The 14,843-nt window shown below is 42.7% G+C and carries 16 protein-coding genes; 7 read left to right on the forward strand and 9 right to left on the reverse strand.

What is annotated here, in order from left to right; all coding sequences use genetic code 11:
- Nucleotides 1-621 (reverse strand): RraA family protein, encoded by a 621-nt coding sequence (locus GQS54_RS07225; protein WP_166423345.1) that lies wholly within the window; start codon nt 619-621, stop codon nt 1-3.
- A gap of 192 nt (nt 622-813) precedes the next feature.
- Here GQS54_RS07225 and GQS54_RS07230 point away from each other — a divergent pair, with 192 nt between their 5' ends.
- Nucleotides 814-1,371, forward strand: a complete 558-nt coding sequence (locus GQS54_RS07230) for a hypothetical protein (protein WP_240919855.1) — start codon at nt 814-816, stop codon at nt 1,369-1,371.
- Between the two features lie 291 nt (nt 1,372-1,662).
- Nucleotides 1,663-2,001 (forward strand): PilZ domain-containing protein, encoded by a 339-nt coding sequence (locus GQS54_RS07235; protein ID WP_166423346.1) that lies wholly within the window; start codon nt 1,663-1,665, stop codon nt 1,999-2,001.
- A 243-nt stretch (nt 2,002-2,244) separates the two neighbouring features.
- Here the strand turns inward: GQS54_RS07235 and dbpA are convergent, their stop codons facing one another.
- From dbpA to pyrC, 5 genes are all read right to left on the reverse strand, one after another.
- Nucleotides 2,245-3,624, reverse strand: a complete 1,380-nt coding sequence (gene dbpA, locus GQS54_RS07240) for an ATP-dependent RNA helicase DbpA (protein ID WP_166423347.1) — start codon at nt 3,622-3,624, stop codon at nt 2,245-2,247.
- A 28-nt stretch (nt 3,625-3,652) separates the two neighbouring features.
- Complete coding sequence (locus GQS54_RS07245; protein WP_166423348.1) at nt 3,653-4,342, reverse strand: crotonase/enoyl-CoA hydratase family protein; 690 nt, start codon at nt 4,340-4,342, stop codon at nt 3,653-3,655.
- A 107-nt stretch (nt 4,343-4,449) separates the two neighbouring features.
- A complete protein-coding gene (locus GQS54_RS07250) occupies nt 4,450-5,223 on the reverse strand; it encodes a transporter substrate-binding domain-containing protein (RefSeq protein WP_240919856.1) in 774 nt (257 codons plus the stop codon).
- A 145-nt stretch (nt 5,224-5,368) separates the two neighbouring features.
- Nucleotides 5,369-6,160 (reverse strand): ABC transporter substrate-binding protein, encoded by a 792-nt coding sequence (locus GQS54_RS07255; RefSeq protein ID WP_240919857.1) that lies wholly within the window; start codon nt 6,158-6,160, stop codon nt 5,369-5,371.
- 34 nt (nt 6,161-6,194) lie between these two features.
- Complete coding sequence (gene pyrC / locus GQS54_RS07260; protein ID WP_166423350.1) at nt 6,195-7,226, reverse strand: dihydroorotase; 1,032 nt, start codon at nt 7,224-7,226, stop codon at nt 6,195-6,197.
- 188 nt (nt 7,227-7,414) lie between these two features.
- Between pyrC and GQS54_RS07265 the strand changes: the two genes are divergently transcribed.
- The gene (locus GQS54_RS07265; RefSeq protein WP_166423351.1) at nt 7,415-9,160 is read left to right on the forward strand and encodes a lysophospholipid acyltransferase family protein; all 1,746 of its coding nucleotides are present in this window, start codon (nt 7,415-7,417) and stop codon (nt 9,158-9,160) included.
- 143 nt (nt 9,161-9,303) lie between these two features.
- Here the strand turns inward: GQS54_RS07265 and GQS54_RS07270 are convergent, their stop codons facing one another.
- The 3 genes from GQS54_RS07270 to GQS54_RS07280 form a co-directional block, all read right to left on the reverse strand.
- The gene (locus tag GQS54_RS07270; protein ID WP_166423352.1) at nt 9,304-9,642 is read right to left on the reverse strand and encodes a zinc ribbon domain-containing protein YjdM; all 339 of its coding nucleotides are present in this window, start codon (nt 9,640-9,642) and stop codon (nt 9,304-9,306) included.
- 126 nt (nt 9,643-9,768) lie between these two features.
- Nucleotides 9,769-10,290, reverse strand: coding sequence for a hypothetical protein (locus GQS54_RS07275; protein WP_166423353.1), 522 nt, complete (start codon nt 10,288-10,290; stop codon nt 9,769-9,771).
- A gap of 90 nt (nt 10,291-10,380) precedes the next feature.
- Complete coding sequence (locus GQS54_RS07280; RefSeq protein WP_166423354.1) at nt 10,381-10,944, reverse strand: lipocalin family protein; 564 nt, start codon at nt 10,942-10,944, stop codon at nt 10,381-10,383.
- Between the two features lie 260 nt (nt 10,945-11,204).
- Between GQS54_RS07280 and GQS54_RS07285 the strand changes: the two genes are divergently transcribed.
- The 4 genes from GQS54_RS07285 to GQS54_RS07300 all read left to right on the forward strand — a co-directional run bounded on the left by GQS54_RS07285 (nt 11,205) and on the right by GQS54_RS07300 (nt 14,785).
- The gene (locus GQS54_RS07285) at nt 11,205-11,771 is read left to right on the forward strand and encodes a MarR family transcriptional regulator (RefSeq protein WP_166423355.1); all 567 of its coding nucleotides are present in this window, start codon (nt 11,205-11,207) and stop codon (nt 11,769-11,771) included.
- 180 nt (nt 11,772-11,951) lie between these two features.
- The gene (locus tag GQS54_RS07290; RefSeq protein WP_166423356.1) at nt 11,952-12,323 is read left to right on the forward strand and encodes a hypothetical protein; all 372 of its coding nucleotides are present in this window, start codon (nt 11,952-11,954) and stop codon (nt 12,321-12,323) included.
- 79 nt (nt 12,324-12,402) lie between these two features.
- A complete protein-coding gene (locus GQS54_RS07295; RefSeq protein WP_166423357.1) occupies nt 12,403-13,779 on the forward strand; it encodes a TolC family protein in 1,377 nt (458 codons plus the stop codon).
- 10 nt (nt 13,780-13,789) lie between these two features.
- On the forward strand, nt 13,790-14,785 hold the full coding sequence (locus tag GQS54_RS07300) for an HlyD family efflux transporter periplasmic adaptor subunit (protein ID WP_166423358.1): 996 nt from the start codon (nt 13,790-13,792) through the stop codon (nt 14,783-14,785).
- The last annotated feature ends 58 nt before the right edge of the window (nt 14,786-14,843 follow it).

The following is a 14,843-nucleotide window of genomic DNA, read 5'->3' on the forward strand; positions in this document are numbered from 1 at the left end:
TTAACCTTCGAAGCCCAACGCTTTGAGCGTCGACTCAATTTTGGCCTGATGCGCTTGTTGCCATTCCCCTAAGGTCATAGCAGCATCTTTATCAGTTCGGGCTTTGCCCAAGCGATAAACCTCTTCGGCTTGGTCTTTCGGTATCACCGCGATACCGTCTTCGTCTGCCACTACGATATCGCCAGCACAAACACGCACTCCACCGCACATTATTGGTTGGTTAAAAGGTAAAATCTGCTCTTTTTTTGCTGGTTTGGGTATAACACCCTTGGCATATACAGGAAATTGCAAATCCCGCACTTCGCCTAGATCCCGTATAAGGCCATCGATCACGAATCCCACTATGCCTCGTTGCTGTGCAATCGCACAAACGTTACCGCCTGCGCTGGCAAAATCTGAATCAGCTTCGACAACTATAATATCGCCTGGCGAAGCGCGGTATATTGCAGCATGCAAGCTTAAATGATCGCCTTTGGCACATTTTACGGTAAATGCAGGTCCCGCAATACGCGGCATCTGTGGCCATAATTCACCAATCGCACTGTCTACAAATTGTTCTCGTCCTAACCCTTCTGAATATTCACAGGGAGATACTTTTACAAAATCCGCCATTGTTAACATACGCCACCCCATAAATTTGTGTATACAAATAATCTAAATTAAAAATTGGCACTTTTATTACATTTTTTAAACGTAAATAAACCTAATTTTTCTCCATTTTAAATAGTATCGTGTTTACCCAATACTGGCACTCGCTAATTAGAGGCAAAACACAGTACTGTGCACTCAACTACTTTATATCAATGAAATTTAATGCAACCCCTTATCAAACTTACCGCGTTAGCGGTTAGCATAATCATTAATTTGACATCGCCTGCCCATGCTGCGGATGATCCTAAGTCTGCGCTTAACTTAACGAAAATTTCTAAACGACTCAACTCACTAAAGCGCCCCTCAGAAGATACACAGCGCGATAAATCGCGTCAGCCGCAAAAAATTCTAGCGTTTACTGGAGTAGGTGAAGGGCAACACGTTTTAGATTTTTTCGCTGGCGGTGGTTGGCATAGTAAACTGTGTTCTAAAGCAGTGGGTCCACAGGGAAAAGTGTATGTACAAAACGATAAAGTGATTTGGCGTTTCGCTGAAAAAGGCTTAAATGAACGCACTAAAGGCAATAGGCTGAACAACTTGGTGCGTTTTGACAATATGCCATTGGTGGATATGACGATCCCAGACAATAGCTTAGACATTGTCTTTACCGCCTTAAATTATCATGACTTGTTTTTTACTTATAACATGCAAGAAGGCAAAAAAGTGGTGCTGCGCGACGATATAGTGGATTACAGAGCGGCGTTAAGCACGTTATTCTAAAGCGCTCAAATTAGACCTTACGCATTCCACTGTATTTCTCTATGTCCTCTTCTAATGATGTTTCAGCCTTGTTGCTAGAAAAGCAGCACATATCGCATATTTTACCGCCAATTATTTTTACCTTTATTTGCTCTGCATCTTTTATGGCACCGATAAACAGTCAAAATCGAGATGCATATTGTTTAAGGTCAATTTTAAACCCAAATAACTAACACAAATCATCTGGCTTTTGTATACTACTATTGTCTATTAGCGAACGACTAATAGTAAACGTCTAAAAGTGAGGAACCTATGGCTCTATATCATCGCACGAGTAACCGGACACCTTTAACACTTGATGTAAAAGTTCGTCATATGGGCAAAGAGATCGGGGAAACTTGTACTCGCAATATTAGCCCTTTTGGTGCTTTTATTGAAATGCCTGAATCAGAACTAAGTACCGACGATTTTGTCGAAATGTATTTTATGGACGACGAAAAAAAAGATGCTTATTTATTGCAAAAAGGGTTAATTACCCACAGTAGTCATGAAGGAATCGGTGTTTTATTTGCCTATGACTCAGCTGAATTTAGGGAAATGTTGCACGAAAAGATGATGAAAAGACATCAGAACAAAATACTTTTGAGTTAACAAAAAAAGTTGATAGATTGTTTGTCCACTTCTCAAAAAAGCTGCTAACGACTGAAAGTTTACACATGTCTATTTATCTCGCTACAAATAGAAAACGACTACATACACATTAACAGTTAGGCAGGGCATATTTTGGCAAGCATAATCGTTTGCCCAGCATAGAGATTTCTAAGCTGGAAAATAAAAAAGGCGCTAAGCATTATTACTCAGCGCCTTCGTTTATCATTAAAATCAGCAGTACGCTTAATTAAACTTACGAACTTTGAATTTCTTACCTTTGATTTTCCCTTCACCTAACTGACGCATGGCGCGCTTCACACTGCGAAGTTTCACTGCCACATAAGCATGAAACTCAGTGATATGAATTTTGCCTATATCTTCACCTGGAATTTCCGCCTCTTTTGTTAAGGCACCTAATATATCACCAGGTCTGAGCTTACTTTTTTTACCACCGTCAACGCACAGTGTGCTGTAAACGGGCTGAATCAGTCGGTTAGCATGAAAACGAATAGCTTGAATGCCGGTCCATTTAAGCTTGGCGTTCTGATAATCTTCAATAGCATTGGCTCTAGCGATTTCATCAGGCGCCACTAATGTTAGTGCAATCCCTTTTGAATCTGCTCGCCCTGTGCGGCCAATACGGTGAATATGCACCTCTGGGTCCGGCGTAATGTGATAGCTAATAACCGCATTGACTTCTTTAATATCTAAGCCTCTAGAGGCAACATCTGTTGCCACCAACACAGACACACTCTTGTTTGAGAAGCGTACCAATACTTGATTACGTTCACGCTGCTCAAGATCACCATGCAAGGCCAATACGGAAACGCCTAGCGATCGCAATTCATCCGCGACTTCCTGGCAGGCAATCTTGGTATTACAAAATACAATAGCCGACTCAGGTTGATAGTGACTTAATAAAGCAGCAACAGCCTTAGTGCGATGATCGTCTTCAACTTCAAAAAACAATTGTTCTATCGTTTCCGTGTCGTGCGTCGATTCAACAGTCACTTCTAATGGATTTTTCTGTACTTGACCACTAATTTTAGCAATAGACTCTGGATAGGTAGCAGAAAATAATAAGGTCTGACGATGTTGAGGTACGCTTTTGATAACAGCGTCCATTTCATCCTCGAAACCCATATCTAACATTCGATCGGCTTCATCAAGCACCAAGGTGTTTACTTCTGATAAGTCTAAGCGACGCTTGTATAGATGATCCATAATCCGTCCAGGCGTACCCACTATAATGTGCGCTCCGTGCTCTAATGAGCCAATCTGGGGTCCCATAGGCGTGCCGCCACAAAGCGTCAACACTTTAATATTATGGATACCCCGCCCCAAACGACGGATCTCTAAGGCAACTTGTTCAGCCAGTTCTCGTGTGGGACACATTACTAATGCCTGAACACGAAATCGTTTTACATCTAAATTATGCAATAAAGCCAAACCAAATGCGGCGGTTTTGCCACTGCCGGTTTTAGCTTTTGCGACGACGTCACGCCCAGCTAAAATAGCGGGTAACGTACCAGCTTGAATTTCAGTCATTTGACTAAAACCCATGCTCTGCAAATTGTCTAACAAGGCTGGCTCTAGCCCTAGGGAGGAAAATTCCTTACTCACAACACTCTCTCATTTATATCAATAGTCGTTAAAGACTCGAACCACGGTCAACATCGATGGCTTTATCTAAAGCGTCTAATAGTCCGGCTCGGGCTTTTAACTTTGTTTGTCTATGGGCTTTCATATTTAATTTGGTCATCGCTTGTGCCGTACCGGCAACGGTTTGCTCAAATGCTTCAGGCGCAACCGCCACATCTAAGAATCCAGCGGTAACAGCATCATCAACTGAAACCATTTCAGCCAAAATAACTGAACGATTAAAAAACACAGGAGCCAAACGCCCCCTTGCTAGCTCTAAACCAGCTTGGTGCATCGTCATACCGATAGCCACTTCGTTTAAACCAATTTTAAATTTACCTTGAATACCAATACGATAATCCGACGCTAGCAGGAACAACGCACCTTTAGCGATAGCATGCCCAGTACAAGCGGCAATGATAGGAAACTCAAAGGCGAGCATTCTACGCGTCAATGTCGAACCTTTCTCAACTAATTTCATGGCAGATTCCATGCTCTGCTGCATCACCTTTAAATCATAGCCTGCAGAGAACATGCCCGGTTGTCCTTTGATGACTACCACGGCTTCATCGGCTATAGCTTTATCAAGGGCAGCGTTTATTCCATCGATCATATCGTGAGAAAATGCATTTACCTTGCCATTGTTAAGGGTAATAGTGGCAACATTATCTGTACAGTGGTATTGAACTAATTCAGTCATATTTGATCCTTACGCATTATTATTTTTTGTATTGGGAAATTATCTCGTTTCGTATTATAGGCAACCTGTCCTAACGGCATATTGCAACTTTCAGACGCAGAAGTGCTTTAACGTTTCGCATACTTTACAGCCAGATTTTTGTCGACAATCCGTTTTAATTCCCCAGAATGACGCATATCGGCAATCGCCGCATTTATTTCCGGCATCCTAGACAACCAAGATAGAGAAAAAGCCAAAGGTATTTGGTCAACGCCGCCAAGCGTACCTAATTGGTATATGGACTTATCGAAGTCATGGCTACTTATAGTCCACTGCGCCCGCAGAGTATTGGTATACACTAAATCACAACGCGAAAGTTGCAGCATATCAAATAGACGAGTCTCTCTGGACACTCTCACGGGGGTCAACTCGCCCTTTTCCAGCCAAGCATCTAATTCTGGGTAGCTATAGTTTTCCCGTAAGCAAACGGTTTTGCCTTTGACTTGAGCGCTAAGTGATTCTTTTTTTTGCGGGGCAACAAGTCCGTAAAACGCATGTTGGTAAGTCAGTACCGGATCACTAAACAGCATAGATTCTGGCGCGTTTAACCATTTAGGAGCAAGGAAACCCACGTCGGCTTTAGCGGAAATAATATCTTGTTCTATTTTATTGCGCGCCGTGGGTGAAAATTGCAGATCTACTTGCAGTGTTTGTGCAAGTTTTAACAAAATATCGTTAAACAAACCGCTAGTCTGCTGGGTTTTATTATCAACCTCATAAAATGGCAGTCCTTCAGCGAAGATCACAGCTACCACTAGCGCTTTATGCTCTGAGGCAGCCATCGCTTGCTGATGAACTAAGCCGCTGAGAAGTAAACTAAAGATTAGGTTACGAAACAGCAAATTTTTTCTCGTGCATAATCAACAACCCCGATTTAACGCTTATAAATTCTTAGGCAAACAGTGTAATTAGATGTGTTAATTAAGGCTATCATTTTAATCAATTGCCCTTAATCATCGGGGAAAATAGCGGTGAGTTATCCGATCGCTACCACAGATTTAAAACACCATTTTTAATGTGTAACTTGAGGGGTCCTTGGGCGCTCAATTTCTCCAACCAGCTTTGTTGAATTTGCATAAAGTTCTGACTTTTAAAAAATCGTTCGGCAGCGTCATTCATAATCTTAATATGCCCAATATCGGTACTTTTAGACAAGGCGATATAGCTAGTCAACGTATCATATTGATAGAGTATTTTCATGTCTGAGCAGTCTGCCTGTTGTTTAAAACAGAAATAGCGTAGCCCTGCATCTGAGAAAAATAATGAACTAAGCTGCCCCGACACTAAATCTGAAACCGCCGAGTCATAATCCTTATAAGAGGCAACGTTCTGCACATTTTCCGCTAATAATAATTTATGCCGAAAATCATTTTCAAATACACCTATAGGCGAAACAGTGATTAAATCTGCAATATTACTAATGGGGTGAGAAGGAGATGTTTTACCTAACACGCCATAAACATTTGCCGTTAGTGGCAATACCCAATGGAATTGGTCTTCGCGCTCAGGTTTCCGAGCAAGAGGGAAAATCACCACATTCGCTTTCTGTTGAGCTTCGCTAATGACTCTTTCCCAAGGCGCAGCTAGTATCGGCTGGTCAATATTAGCTTCAGCTAAAATACCGCTTACCAATTCGATTAAATAGCCTTCTAACTGTCCCCGCTCATTGCGCTGAGAAAATGGGGGCTCAAGAGCGGTCAACACCCAAAAATCAGCTGTATCACTATGCTCAGCAGCGGACACAAATTGCGTCGAGAATAAGCTTAAGATAGCACTCATCCAAAGAACGCGAAGCGGCCGCCGTCTATTCATATTATTTCAAAGCCCAGTTAATAGTCTGACCGGCAAAAAATGGCACTATGGGTTGACCATTGGGTAACACGATAGACTCAGGTACCTGCCAAGACTTTTTAATTAACGTCACCTGCTTAGTATTTCGAGGCAAGCCGTAAAAATCCGCACCATAATGACTAGCGAATCCCTCTAGCTTATCCAGCGCGTTTAAATCTTCAAATACTTGAGCATATAATTCTAAGGCACTCCACGCGCTGTAGCATCCAGCACAACCACATGCTGACTCTTTCGCTCGCTGCTCATGAGGAGCCGAGTCTGTTCCTAAAAAAAACTTATTCGAGCCTGTACTAACAGCTTTTCGCAGCGCTTGTTGATGAGTACTGCGCTTTAAAACGGGCAAACAAAAGTTATGAGGTTTAACGCCACCGACCAACAAATCGTTGCGGTTTAATAATAAGTGCTGGGGCGTAATTGTCGCTGCTACATTTGCAGAGCTGGCCATGACAAAATCAACGGCATCACTGGTCGTGATATGCTCTAGCACCACTTTAAGCTGTGGAAATTGGCTGACTATTTTTATTAAGTACTGCTCAATAAAAAGCTTTTCACGATCGAATATATCCACATGACTTTCCGTCACCTCACCGTGGATCAGCAACAACATGCCTTGTTCCGCCATTTCAGCAAATATTGGAAATAAACTTTCAATTGCCTTTACCGCGGCATCTGAATTGGTGGTCGCCCCTGCCGGATATAGCTTAGCTGCTACAACACCCACTTCTTTTGCTACGCGAATGTCTTCGACTGACGTATTGTTAGTCAAATAAATCGTCATCAGCGGTTCAAAATCACTGCCCTGAGGTCGCGCGGCTAAAATCCGCTGACGATAAGCGTTTGCCATTTCAGCATTTACCACAGGCGGCACCAAGTTTGGCATGGCGATGCCCCGTCGAAATGACCTTGCCGTAGCAGGCACAGTCTCAGGTAACATGTCATTATCGCGAAAATGTAAATGCCAATCGTCTGGTTGGGTCAAGGTAATTTGCTGCATTTTTTAGCCTTAAGTCGTGTTGTTTAATATCTGAGTTAGCACATTATGCCGTAAATTACGTGTAGATATAATAGTCAAGATATTGTGCTGATGGGATGAATTAAAAATCTAATTTTCTCGGTCTTGTATTTTACTCGCTGTAGAAACTATTCGCAGTCACACATTCAAACTTATTCAGGATCTGCTTTATGACGGCTGCAATATCTTTACTTAACCTTGTGCCACAAGATAAAAAAAGCGCTATATTCACTGGTTTGATAGGGTTACTGGATAAAATCCTCGCAATTCACCGCTTAGATCAGCTGTATGTTGATCATCAACTGGCGGGGTTAAGCAAAGAAAAATTCGCTATAAAATTACTCAGCGCGTTAAATGTAACGATTGAAGGCACGCACGAGCTGCAGCAAAAAATTCCAACCAGCGGACCTTTGGTCATTGCCAGTAACCATCCCTTTGGCGGCATTGAAGGCGTTATACTGGCATATGTGATTGGTCAAATAAGACCGGATTTAAAAGTACTAGCGAATCAAGGCTTGCAGCTTTTTAGTGAGCTCAAAGACTACTTTATTTTTACTAATCCGTTATCTGAACGTGACCCAAGAAATGGACCTTCATTGCGCAGGTCCTTGCGCCACGTTAAGCAAGGTGGTGCCTTGCTAATATTCCCAGCCGGACGCGTGTCATATTACCAAAAGGATAAAAAGCGTATAAGCGAACACCAGTGGAATCGCATTGTGGCTATCCTAGTTGCCCGCACCCAAGCACAATATTTAGCAGTTTTTGTCAGTGGTCAAAATAGTCGTATATTCTATCGCTTGGGTCGTATCTACTACAGGTTACGCATGTTAATGCTACCCAGAGAGTTACTTAATAAACGCGACTCGAAAATCAGAATTTCGGCAGGAACGTGTGTTCCATCAAATGTATTTCCAAATACTATCGATGACGTAGAGCAAACCGCGCTGCAACGGATACAAAGCTACGTTCAAGATCCTCTTTGGCGTTATCATTGGCCAGTATCAAGTACTATCGATTTACAGCCATTGATTGCGCAAGTCCCTGGTAAGCTTATCAAAGCAGAATTGGCAAACTTAGAGGCTAATCAGAAACTACTTAGTTATCGAAATTTAGATGTGTACTACGGATATTATGAGCAGCTTCCACAAACCGTCCAAGAAATTGCACGATTGCGCGAGCTAGTATTTCGCGAACACGACGAGGGCAGCGGGTATCCATTAGATACCGACGATTTCGATAAAACCTATACCCATCTGTTTGTAGTAGAACGTGATGAAGGACGTATTATTGGTGCTTACCGTATGGGACAGTCAGACCGCTTGCTGGCGATGGACGACTCAAATCCTTTTTACCTCAGTGCAATGTTTACCTTTTCAAAGCAATTTATCAATCGCCACGAACCTTGCTTAGAAATGGGGCGTTCATTCTTAATTCCTGAATATCAAAGCAGTTTTCATGGTTTGCTTCTTTTGTGGCGAGGCATCGGTCGATTTGTATGTCAATTCCCGCAATATCGGACTCTTTATGGCACGGTATCTTTGAGTAAACTTTATGATCCCCGCAGTGTCAGTTTGATACAACACGCCTTAGTTACTCCGACTGTTGATGCTACCGCGAATATGCCATTTAACTTCCCTGTATCACCAGAGGTGGCTGATTTTGCAAGGCATTATCCATTAAAAAATCATCTCTCAAGCTTATTAGCAGGAATAGAACATGACGGTAAAGACACGCCTATATTACTTAGGCATTACCAAAAATTGGGTGCGAAGTTTCATTGTTTAGGTATAGACAGTAACTTTAACCATACGCCTGGTTTATTACTCAGCGTGAGACTAGCTAACACCCCGGAAAAACTAGGGAAATTATACTTGGGTGAGGGTTGGCAAGGTTACAAAGAATATTCACAGTCATGAGGTAATAAAGAGAGGACCATGTGCGAAGTAAAGACAAGGGCAATTAACGCGGATTGCCGCCCCACATAATCATGTAGGACGGCATTATCAGAACGTTTATCTTAACAAAATAAATGATAAACGCCTTTTTTAAGCAAAGGCCATTAAACCTTTTTAACGAACTCAGACTTAAGCTTCATCGCGCCTACGCCATCGATTTTACAATCAATGTCGTGATCACCGTCGACTAGCCGAATGTTCTTAACCTTGGTACCGACTTTAACGACCAAAGAAGAACCTTTCACTTTTAGATCTTTGATAACGGTAACCGTATCGCCATCTGTCAAGGTATTACCATTTGAATCGCGAATAACTGGCGTATCATCGTCAGCCGCTTCTTGACCTTGCGCCCACTCATGCCCACATTCAGGACAGATATACATATTACGATCTTCATAGGTGTATTCAGAATTACACTCTACACAATTTGGTAAACCACTCATGGTGTGTCCCTATATTAGCTTAAACGATGTCAGCATCCCGAGACTAGAGAGGTATTTTGCTCATAGCCAAGCAGATGTAGGCGTTATTATCCACATAAACAATAGAAATACCAAATCCATGTAACGTTATGCTTGGGCGCGTTGATAAGTTGCAGTAGAGGGGGCGACACCAAATAACGCATGGGTTTTTTGGCCCTGTAAGGAAACAATGATCGCTAATAGAGAAAAATGATGGATTGCATGACTCGACACAAATAGTAATTCACGGCCCAACGTAGAGCTAACCTGATTAATATAGGAAGCTTCAACTGACGTTTCGGCTAGTACGCTTAGCGCTGCTTGCATATCATTTTGGTACACATCCACCAGCCATACTTCAATATCATTCCACGCCTGTAACGCAAAAGTCGTTGATTTCGCCACATCTGACTGACGATGGCGTAAATTATAGTCGACTACTCCACCGTCTATTCCTTCTTTAAGCGCTAAGTAATGATCAATAACATGGCGCATATGCGAACCTGCACTGCTGGCAACATAGGGAGTCATCTCTTGTTGATACGCATGATGGGATATATGATTTAAAAATGTCTTGGCTTGCGCAACGGTTTCTAAATGGCTTCTTAATGCCTGGCTATCACAGAGCATAGGTTTCCTGTTACTTCAAATAATCTATATTTAAAAGACCCATACTAAGGAGGGAATATTTCATAAAATATCATGTCCTTATTACCGTCTTCATTGATTAACGAATATTAACTTTTCGGTATCGAACCCTGCTCCGCGCGCCTTGCCTAACAAAGTCTGCAGGACGTCTGGTGAAAGTTGCGGTTGGCGAGACAGGATCCAAAAGTAATCTCTATTCGGTCCAGTGATCATCGCATACTCATAGCCTTCAGTGTCTAACGAAAAGATCACATAACTAGCATAAAAGGGTCCAAAAAAAGATACCTTTAAATGCCCTACGTGTTCATTGCCAACGAAATAAGCTTTCCCTTCAGCGTCATCCCACACTTGTTTTTGTTGATTGAATCCTCGGTTAATAACGTTAACACCACCGTCTGGCCGCATACTATATTCAGCGGTTACTTGTTCTAAGCCTTCCTCGAATGAATGGTCCAGTCGCGCAATTTCGTACCATGTACCTAGATAACGATTTAATTCAAAGCCGGATACAGGTTTAATTCCCTCTGGTATTGACGTACAAGCACTAATGGTAAAAATAGCGAGCAGTAGACCCGAACGAAAAATAGACTTTGTTAGCAAATTAGCGCCAATTGATAGTGGTGGTTGAAACTTCATGTCATCACTCCTTTCCAGTAAAATAATCATTGTGTAAAAAATTTTCTTTAGTACGAATTAAATCATCATTTTGGTTTTATTTTCGGAAAAAACGTTACCTCATAGCAGCATGCTAAAACGAGTCAGCGCACAATATAGCAAAATGGTAGGAGTATGAATGTTGTCTACTGGTCATCATTTAGCGCATATACAAAGTTGACAAATATTGATCACAGGTTTAATTTCAATAGTTACTGAAACTTCTATAAGAAAAATATCCTATGCAAATGACCCCAATGATCGAATCATTTGTGATGCACTTTGGTGAGATGGGCAGCCGTTGGGGCTTTAATCGCACCGTCGGGCAAATGTTTGCTTTGTTAGTTATCAGTGAAAATCCTCTAAGCGCTAACCAAATTGCTGAGGCTTTGAGCGTTTCCCGGGGCAATGTCAGTATGGGTTTAAAAGAGTTACAATCTTGGCAATTGATTAAACAACATCACGTACCGGGTGATCGTAAAGAATATTACCAAAGTGCGGGTACCATATGGGAAATGGCGAATAAAGTATTCGAAGAACGGCGCAAACGTGAAATGGATCCAACCCTGACGTTACTGCGAGGGATTATACTTGAGAGTCCAGAAAATCAAGAGGAAGTCTTTGCCCAGCAGCGTCTGCAGGAAATTCATGATTTATTAGAAACTATCAGTAAATGGACAAGTGAATTGCAGCAAATGAATCCTGACACTCTGGGCACATTAATGAAGTTAGGGTCAGGCGTGGGTAAAGTCATTGATATGAAAAACAAATTGATTAAACCATCGAAAAAACTTGAAAAAAAACCATAACAAGCACGAGCGGGTCATATTGCGACCAGAGAAAATATTGGTAACACTTTGCCCCGTTCAAAATGGCTAAAGGCGTTTCACTGCCACATGAAGTTTGTTACAGTCCGCCTGCGTTTTGTGGTTAGGGCTTTAATAGCCTGAATCGACACGAATAAACAGTAAATATTGTTAAGGTAAAGAGTGAAATTCAATGTGATTGCTTACACTATGCTAATTTTGATTGCCCTGCAGTCATTAGCGACTGTGGCAAAAACGCAAGAATTTCATCAAGTTGAGCCCGAGCATCTGGCACTTATTCATCAACTCGCGCCTGATCATCAAAGCACATCGTTAATAAACGTCAATAATGATGAACAAATTAACACCCAAGCAGATTCTCATAATCCTGCAGATTGCCATCACTGCGGTCATTGCAACGGTTCACACGCTCACTGGGTTAGCATCAGTTGCACACGATTTAACAATCACTATATTGCCATCAACCAATACGCCTATCAGCATAATCTTGCTGACGGCACAGTCAATCGACTGATACGCCCCCCTAAAGCTTAGTCTCATTTAAATATCGTTAACCAGCCGAGGTTTACACCTATGGCTGATATTTTTTTGTACATTTTTTTAGGACACTATTATGACTTTGGCGATCCCTAAACGGTTACTCAAGCCCACCTCACTTGTGGTTTTTATCAAAAATACGTGGGTACTATTTTTCGTAACGATTAACGCGTGGGCTCAACCCCCAAATCTAGTAATTAATCCCGGTGTAAATCTAAAAACGCCTTCTGTGACTTATCAGACGACTGTGCCTTTGGGCATACTCACACTTTCAGGTGCGATAAAACGCACGCTTACAAGCAATCCACAGCTAGCAAGCTATACGTTTCGTCAACAAGCATTAGACGGTGACCTCAAAAGTGCTCAGTTAGACCCACAGCGTAGCGTTTCGATAGAATTAGAAAACGTACTAGGCACGGGCGAGCGCACCGGAATAAAAGGCGCTGAACTGACGTTGGCGCTTTCGTCAGTACTCGAATTGGGCGGTAAAAAAGCAGCACGTAGCGCGCTCGTTTCCCAGAAGCGCTTATTGCTAACGGCACAAAAACAAACTCAATCCCTTGATTTGTTAGCCGAGGTCACTCGTCGCTATATCGATGCATTAAGCAGTGAACAGCGTATTAACGTACTAAAGGAAGCGGAAGAGCTTGCGCGCTATACCCTGCAAGCCGCAGCAAAGCGAGTCACGGCGGGAGCCACGCCAGAAGTAGAACAACTCAGGGCGCAATCAGCCCTGGCGAAGGCCCGCATGCAGCTTCTTAACGCCCAGCGTGAGCGCCACACTCGTTATTACGCTCTGAGTATCTTATGGGGAGAAACGACGCCTAGCTTCTCTGAATTAGCTGGGAATATCTTTACGCTAGGGAACAGCGAAAATTTTGACAACCTCTATCAACAGGCGGTGAATAACCCTGCCATCGCAGTATTTTCAGCACAAGAAAGACTAAAACAAGCTCAGTTGCGTTTGACTAAAACCCAAGCTCAGCCTGATCTAACGTGGTCAGTCGGCGTTCGTTACGACAATGCTAGTGACGACAGTGCCCTGATGGCGGGCATTAGTATGCCGCTGTTTGGCGCGGCACGTAGCCTAGGTGAATATCAATCATTACAGGCTCAACAAGCGCAAGTTAATGTAGAAAAAAAGGCAGCTTTGCTAACGCTTTCCAATCAACTCTACCAACTGGTTCAAGCCAGAGAAAGTGCAGTTCTGCGGGTAATTACTCTGCAAAAAAGCATCATTCCACCGCTACAAGAAGCGCTGCAGCAAGTTGGCCAAGCCTACGAGCAAGGACGATATAGCTACCTCGAATGGGTAACCACCCGTCAAGAGCTTATAGATGCCGAATCAGCCTTAATATCGGCGGCACGAGACGCCCTCACCTTAGCTGCTGATATAGAACAACTAACAGGCACCCCATTGATTTCACCCACACATTCTTCTGCGGCTCTCTAAGGAGTTTCCTATGACATTATTATCTATTATTCCCTTTACCAGCCAGTGTATAAGCCGACGGTTAAGCCAAATATTAATCGTTTTTCTAACACTATTTGCTAGAACAACGTTTGCGGTTGATTTACCAGAACACGATAGTAGCGCCACGATGCAAGACGCTGTTAGTGACCAACGTAACAATGAACACGACGACGAGCATCAAGAAATAAGCCAGATAGCGGGCAACATAGCTAAACAGGCCGGGATTAAGGTGGCACATGTTAGTGGTGGCTCAATAGTTGAAAGTATGACGGTCTACGGCAAACTCGCGCTCTCGCCAAGTGGTTTGAGCCACGTTCGCGCGCGGTTTTCAGGCGTCATAACCAAAGCGGATGCAGTTATTGGCCAGTCAATTAAAGCGGGACAAATACTGGCAGAAGTCGAGTCTAATGAGAGCTTAAAACGTTACGCAATTAACGCCCCCTTCTCTGGGGTAGTTATCGCTCGTCATGCCAACGTTGGAGAGCTATCAAATGGTCAAATTCTTTACTCCGTCGCAAACTACACGCAAGTTTGGGCAGAACTACGCCTATTTTCAGAACAAATTAATCAAGTCAAGGTAGGTCAAAGTGTTGAGCTAAAGCTAAACGGCAATAGCACCACTTCAACGATCGAGCATATTATGCCCTCTCCTGATAACAGCCCTTACCTTATCGCTAGAGTGCGTGTGGATAATAGCTCTGGTCACTGGGCTCCAGGCCTAGTAGTCAAAGCTAATATTATCATCTCAAGTAAACAGGTTGCTTTGCGGGTCGCTAATAATGCGATTCAGGATCTAGATGGCAATGCTGTCGTTTTCGTTAATCAAGGTGAAAGTTACTTCCCTAGAATAATCGAAGTCGGCAGTAAAAATGCACACTACAGCGAGATCAAATCTGGCCTGCATCGCGATGAGCAATACGTGGTAGAGAATAGCTATGTCATCAAAGCTGATATAGAAAAATCTGGTGCTTCTCATGGCCATTAGTTTCTTATTTCAACGTGGTAAACACTGCCAAAGTATATTTGCCTCAGCTTTCCTATTG

The organism is Paraglaciecola sp. 20A4 (genome assembly GCF_011378905.1).
GTDB lineage: Bacteria > Pseudomonadota > Gammaproteobacteria > Enterobacterales > Alteromonadaceae > Paraglaciecola.

Coding starts and splice junctions, on each gene's coding strand:
- GQS54_RS07300 (WP_166423358.1), top strand. CDS start 13,790: ATGACATTATTATCTATTATTCCCTTTACCAGCCAGTGTATAAGCCGA.
- GQS54_RS07280 (WP_166423354.1), bottom strand. CDS start 10,944: ATGAAGTTTCAACCACCACTATCAATTGGCGCTAATTTGCTAACAAAG.
- GQS54_RS07245 (WP_166423348.1), bottom strand. CDS start 4,342: ATGACTGAATTAGTTCAATACCACTGTACAGATAATGTTGCCACTATT.
- GQS54_RS07265 (WP_166423351.1), top strand. CDS start 7,415: ATGACGGCTGCAATATCTTTACTTAACCTTGTGCCACAAGATAAAAAA.
- GQS54_RS07235 (WP_166423346.1), top strand. CDS start 1,663: ATGGCTCTATATCATCGCACGAGTAACCGGACACCTTTAACACTTGAT.
- GQS54_RS07230 (WP_240919855.1), top strand. CDS start 814: ATGCAACCCCTTATCAAACTTACCGCGTTAGCGGTTAGCATAATCATT.
- GQS54_RS07295 (WP_166423357.1), top strand. CDS start 12,403: ATGACTTTGGCGATCCCTAAACGGTTACTCAAGCCCACCTCACTTGTG.
- pyrC (WP_166423350.1), bottom strand. CDS start 7,226: ATGCAGCAAATTACCTTGACCCAACCAGACGATTGGCATTTACATTTT.
- GQS54_RS07270 (WP_166423352.1), bottom strand. CDS start 9,642: ATGAGTGGTTTACCAAATTGTGTAGAGTGTAATTCTGAATACACCTAT.
- GQS54_RS07285 (WP_166423355.1), top strand. CDS start 11,205: ATGCAAATGACCCCAATGATCGAATCATTTGTGATGCACTTTGGTGAG.
- GQS54_RS07275 (WP_166423353.1), bottom strand. CDS start 10,290: ATGCTCTGTGATAGCCAGGCATTAAGAAGCCATTTAGAAACCGTTGCG.
- GQS54_RS07225 (WP_166423345.1), bottom strand. CDS start 621: ATGTTAACAATGGCGGATTTTGTAAAAGTATCTCCCTGTGAATATTCA.
- GQS54_RS07255 (WP_240919857.1), bottom strand. CDS start 6,160: ATGAGTGCTATCTTAAGCTTATTCTCGACGCAATTTGTGTCCGCTGCT.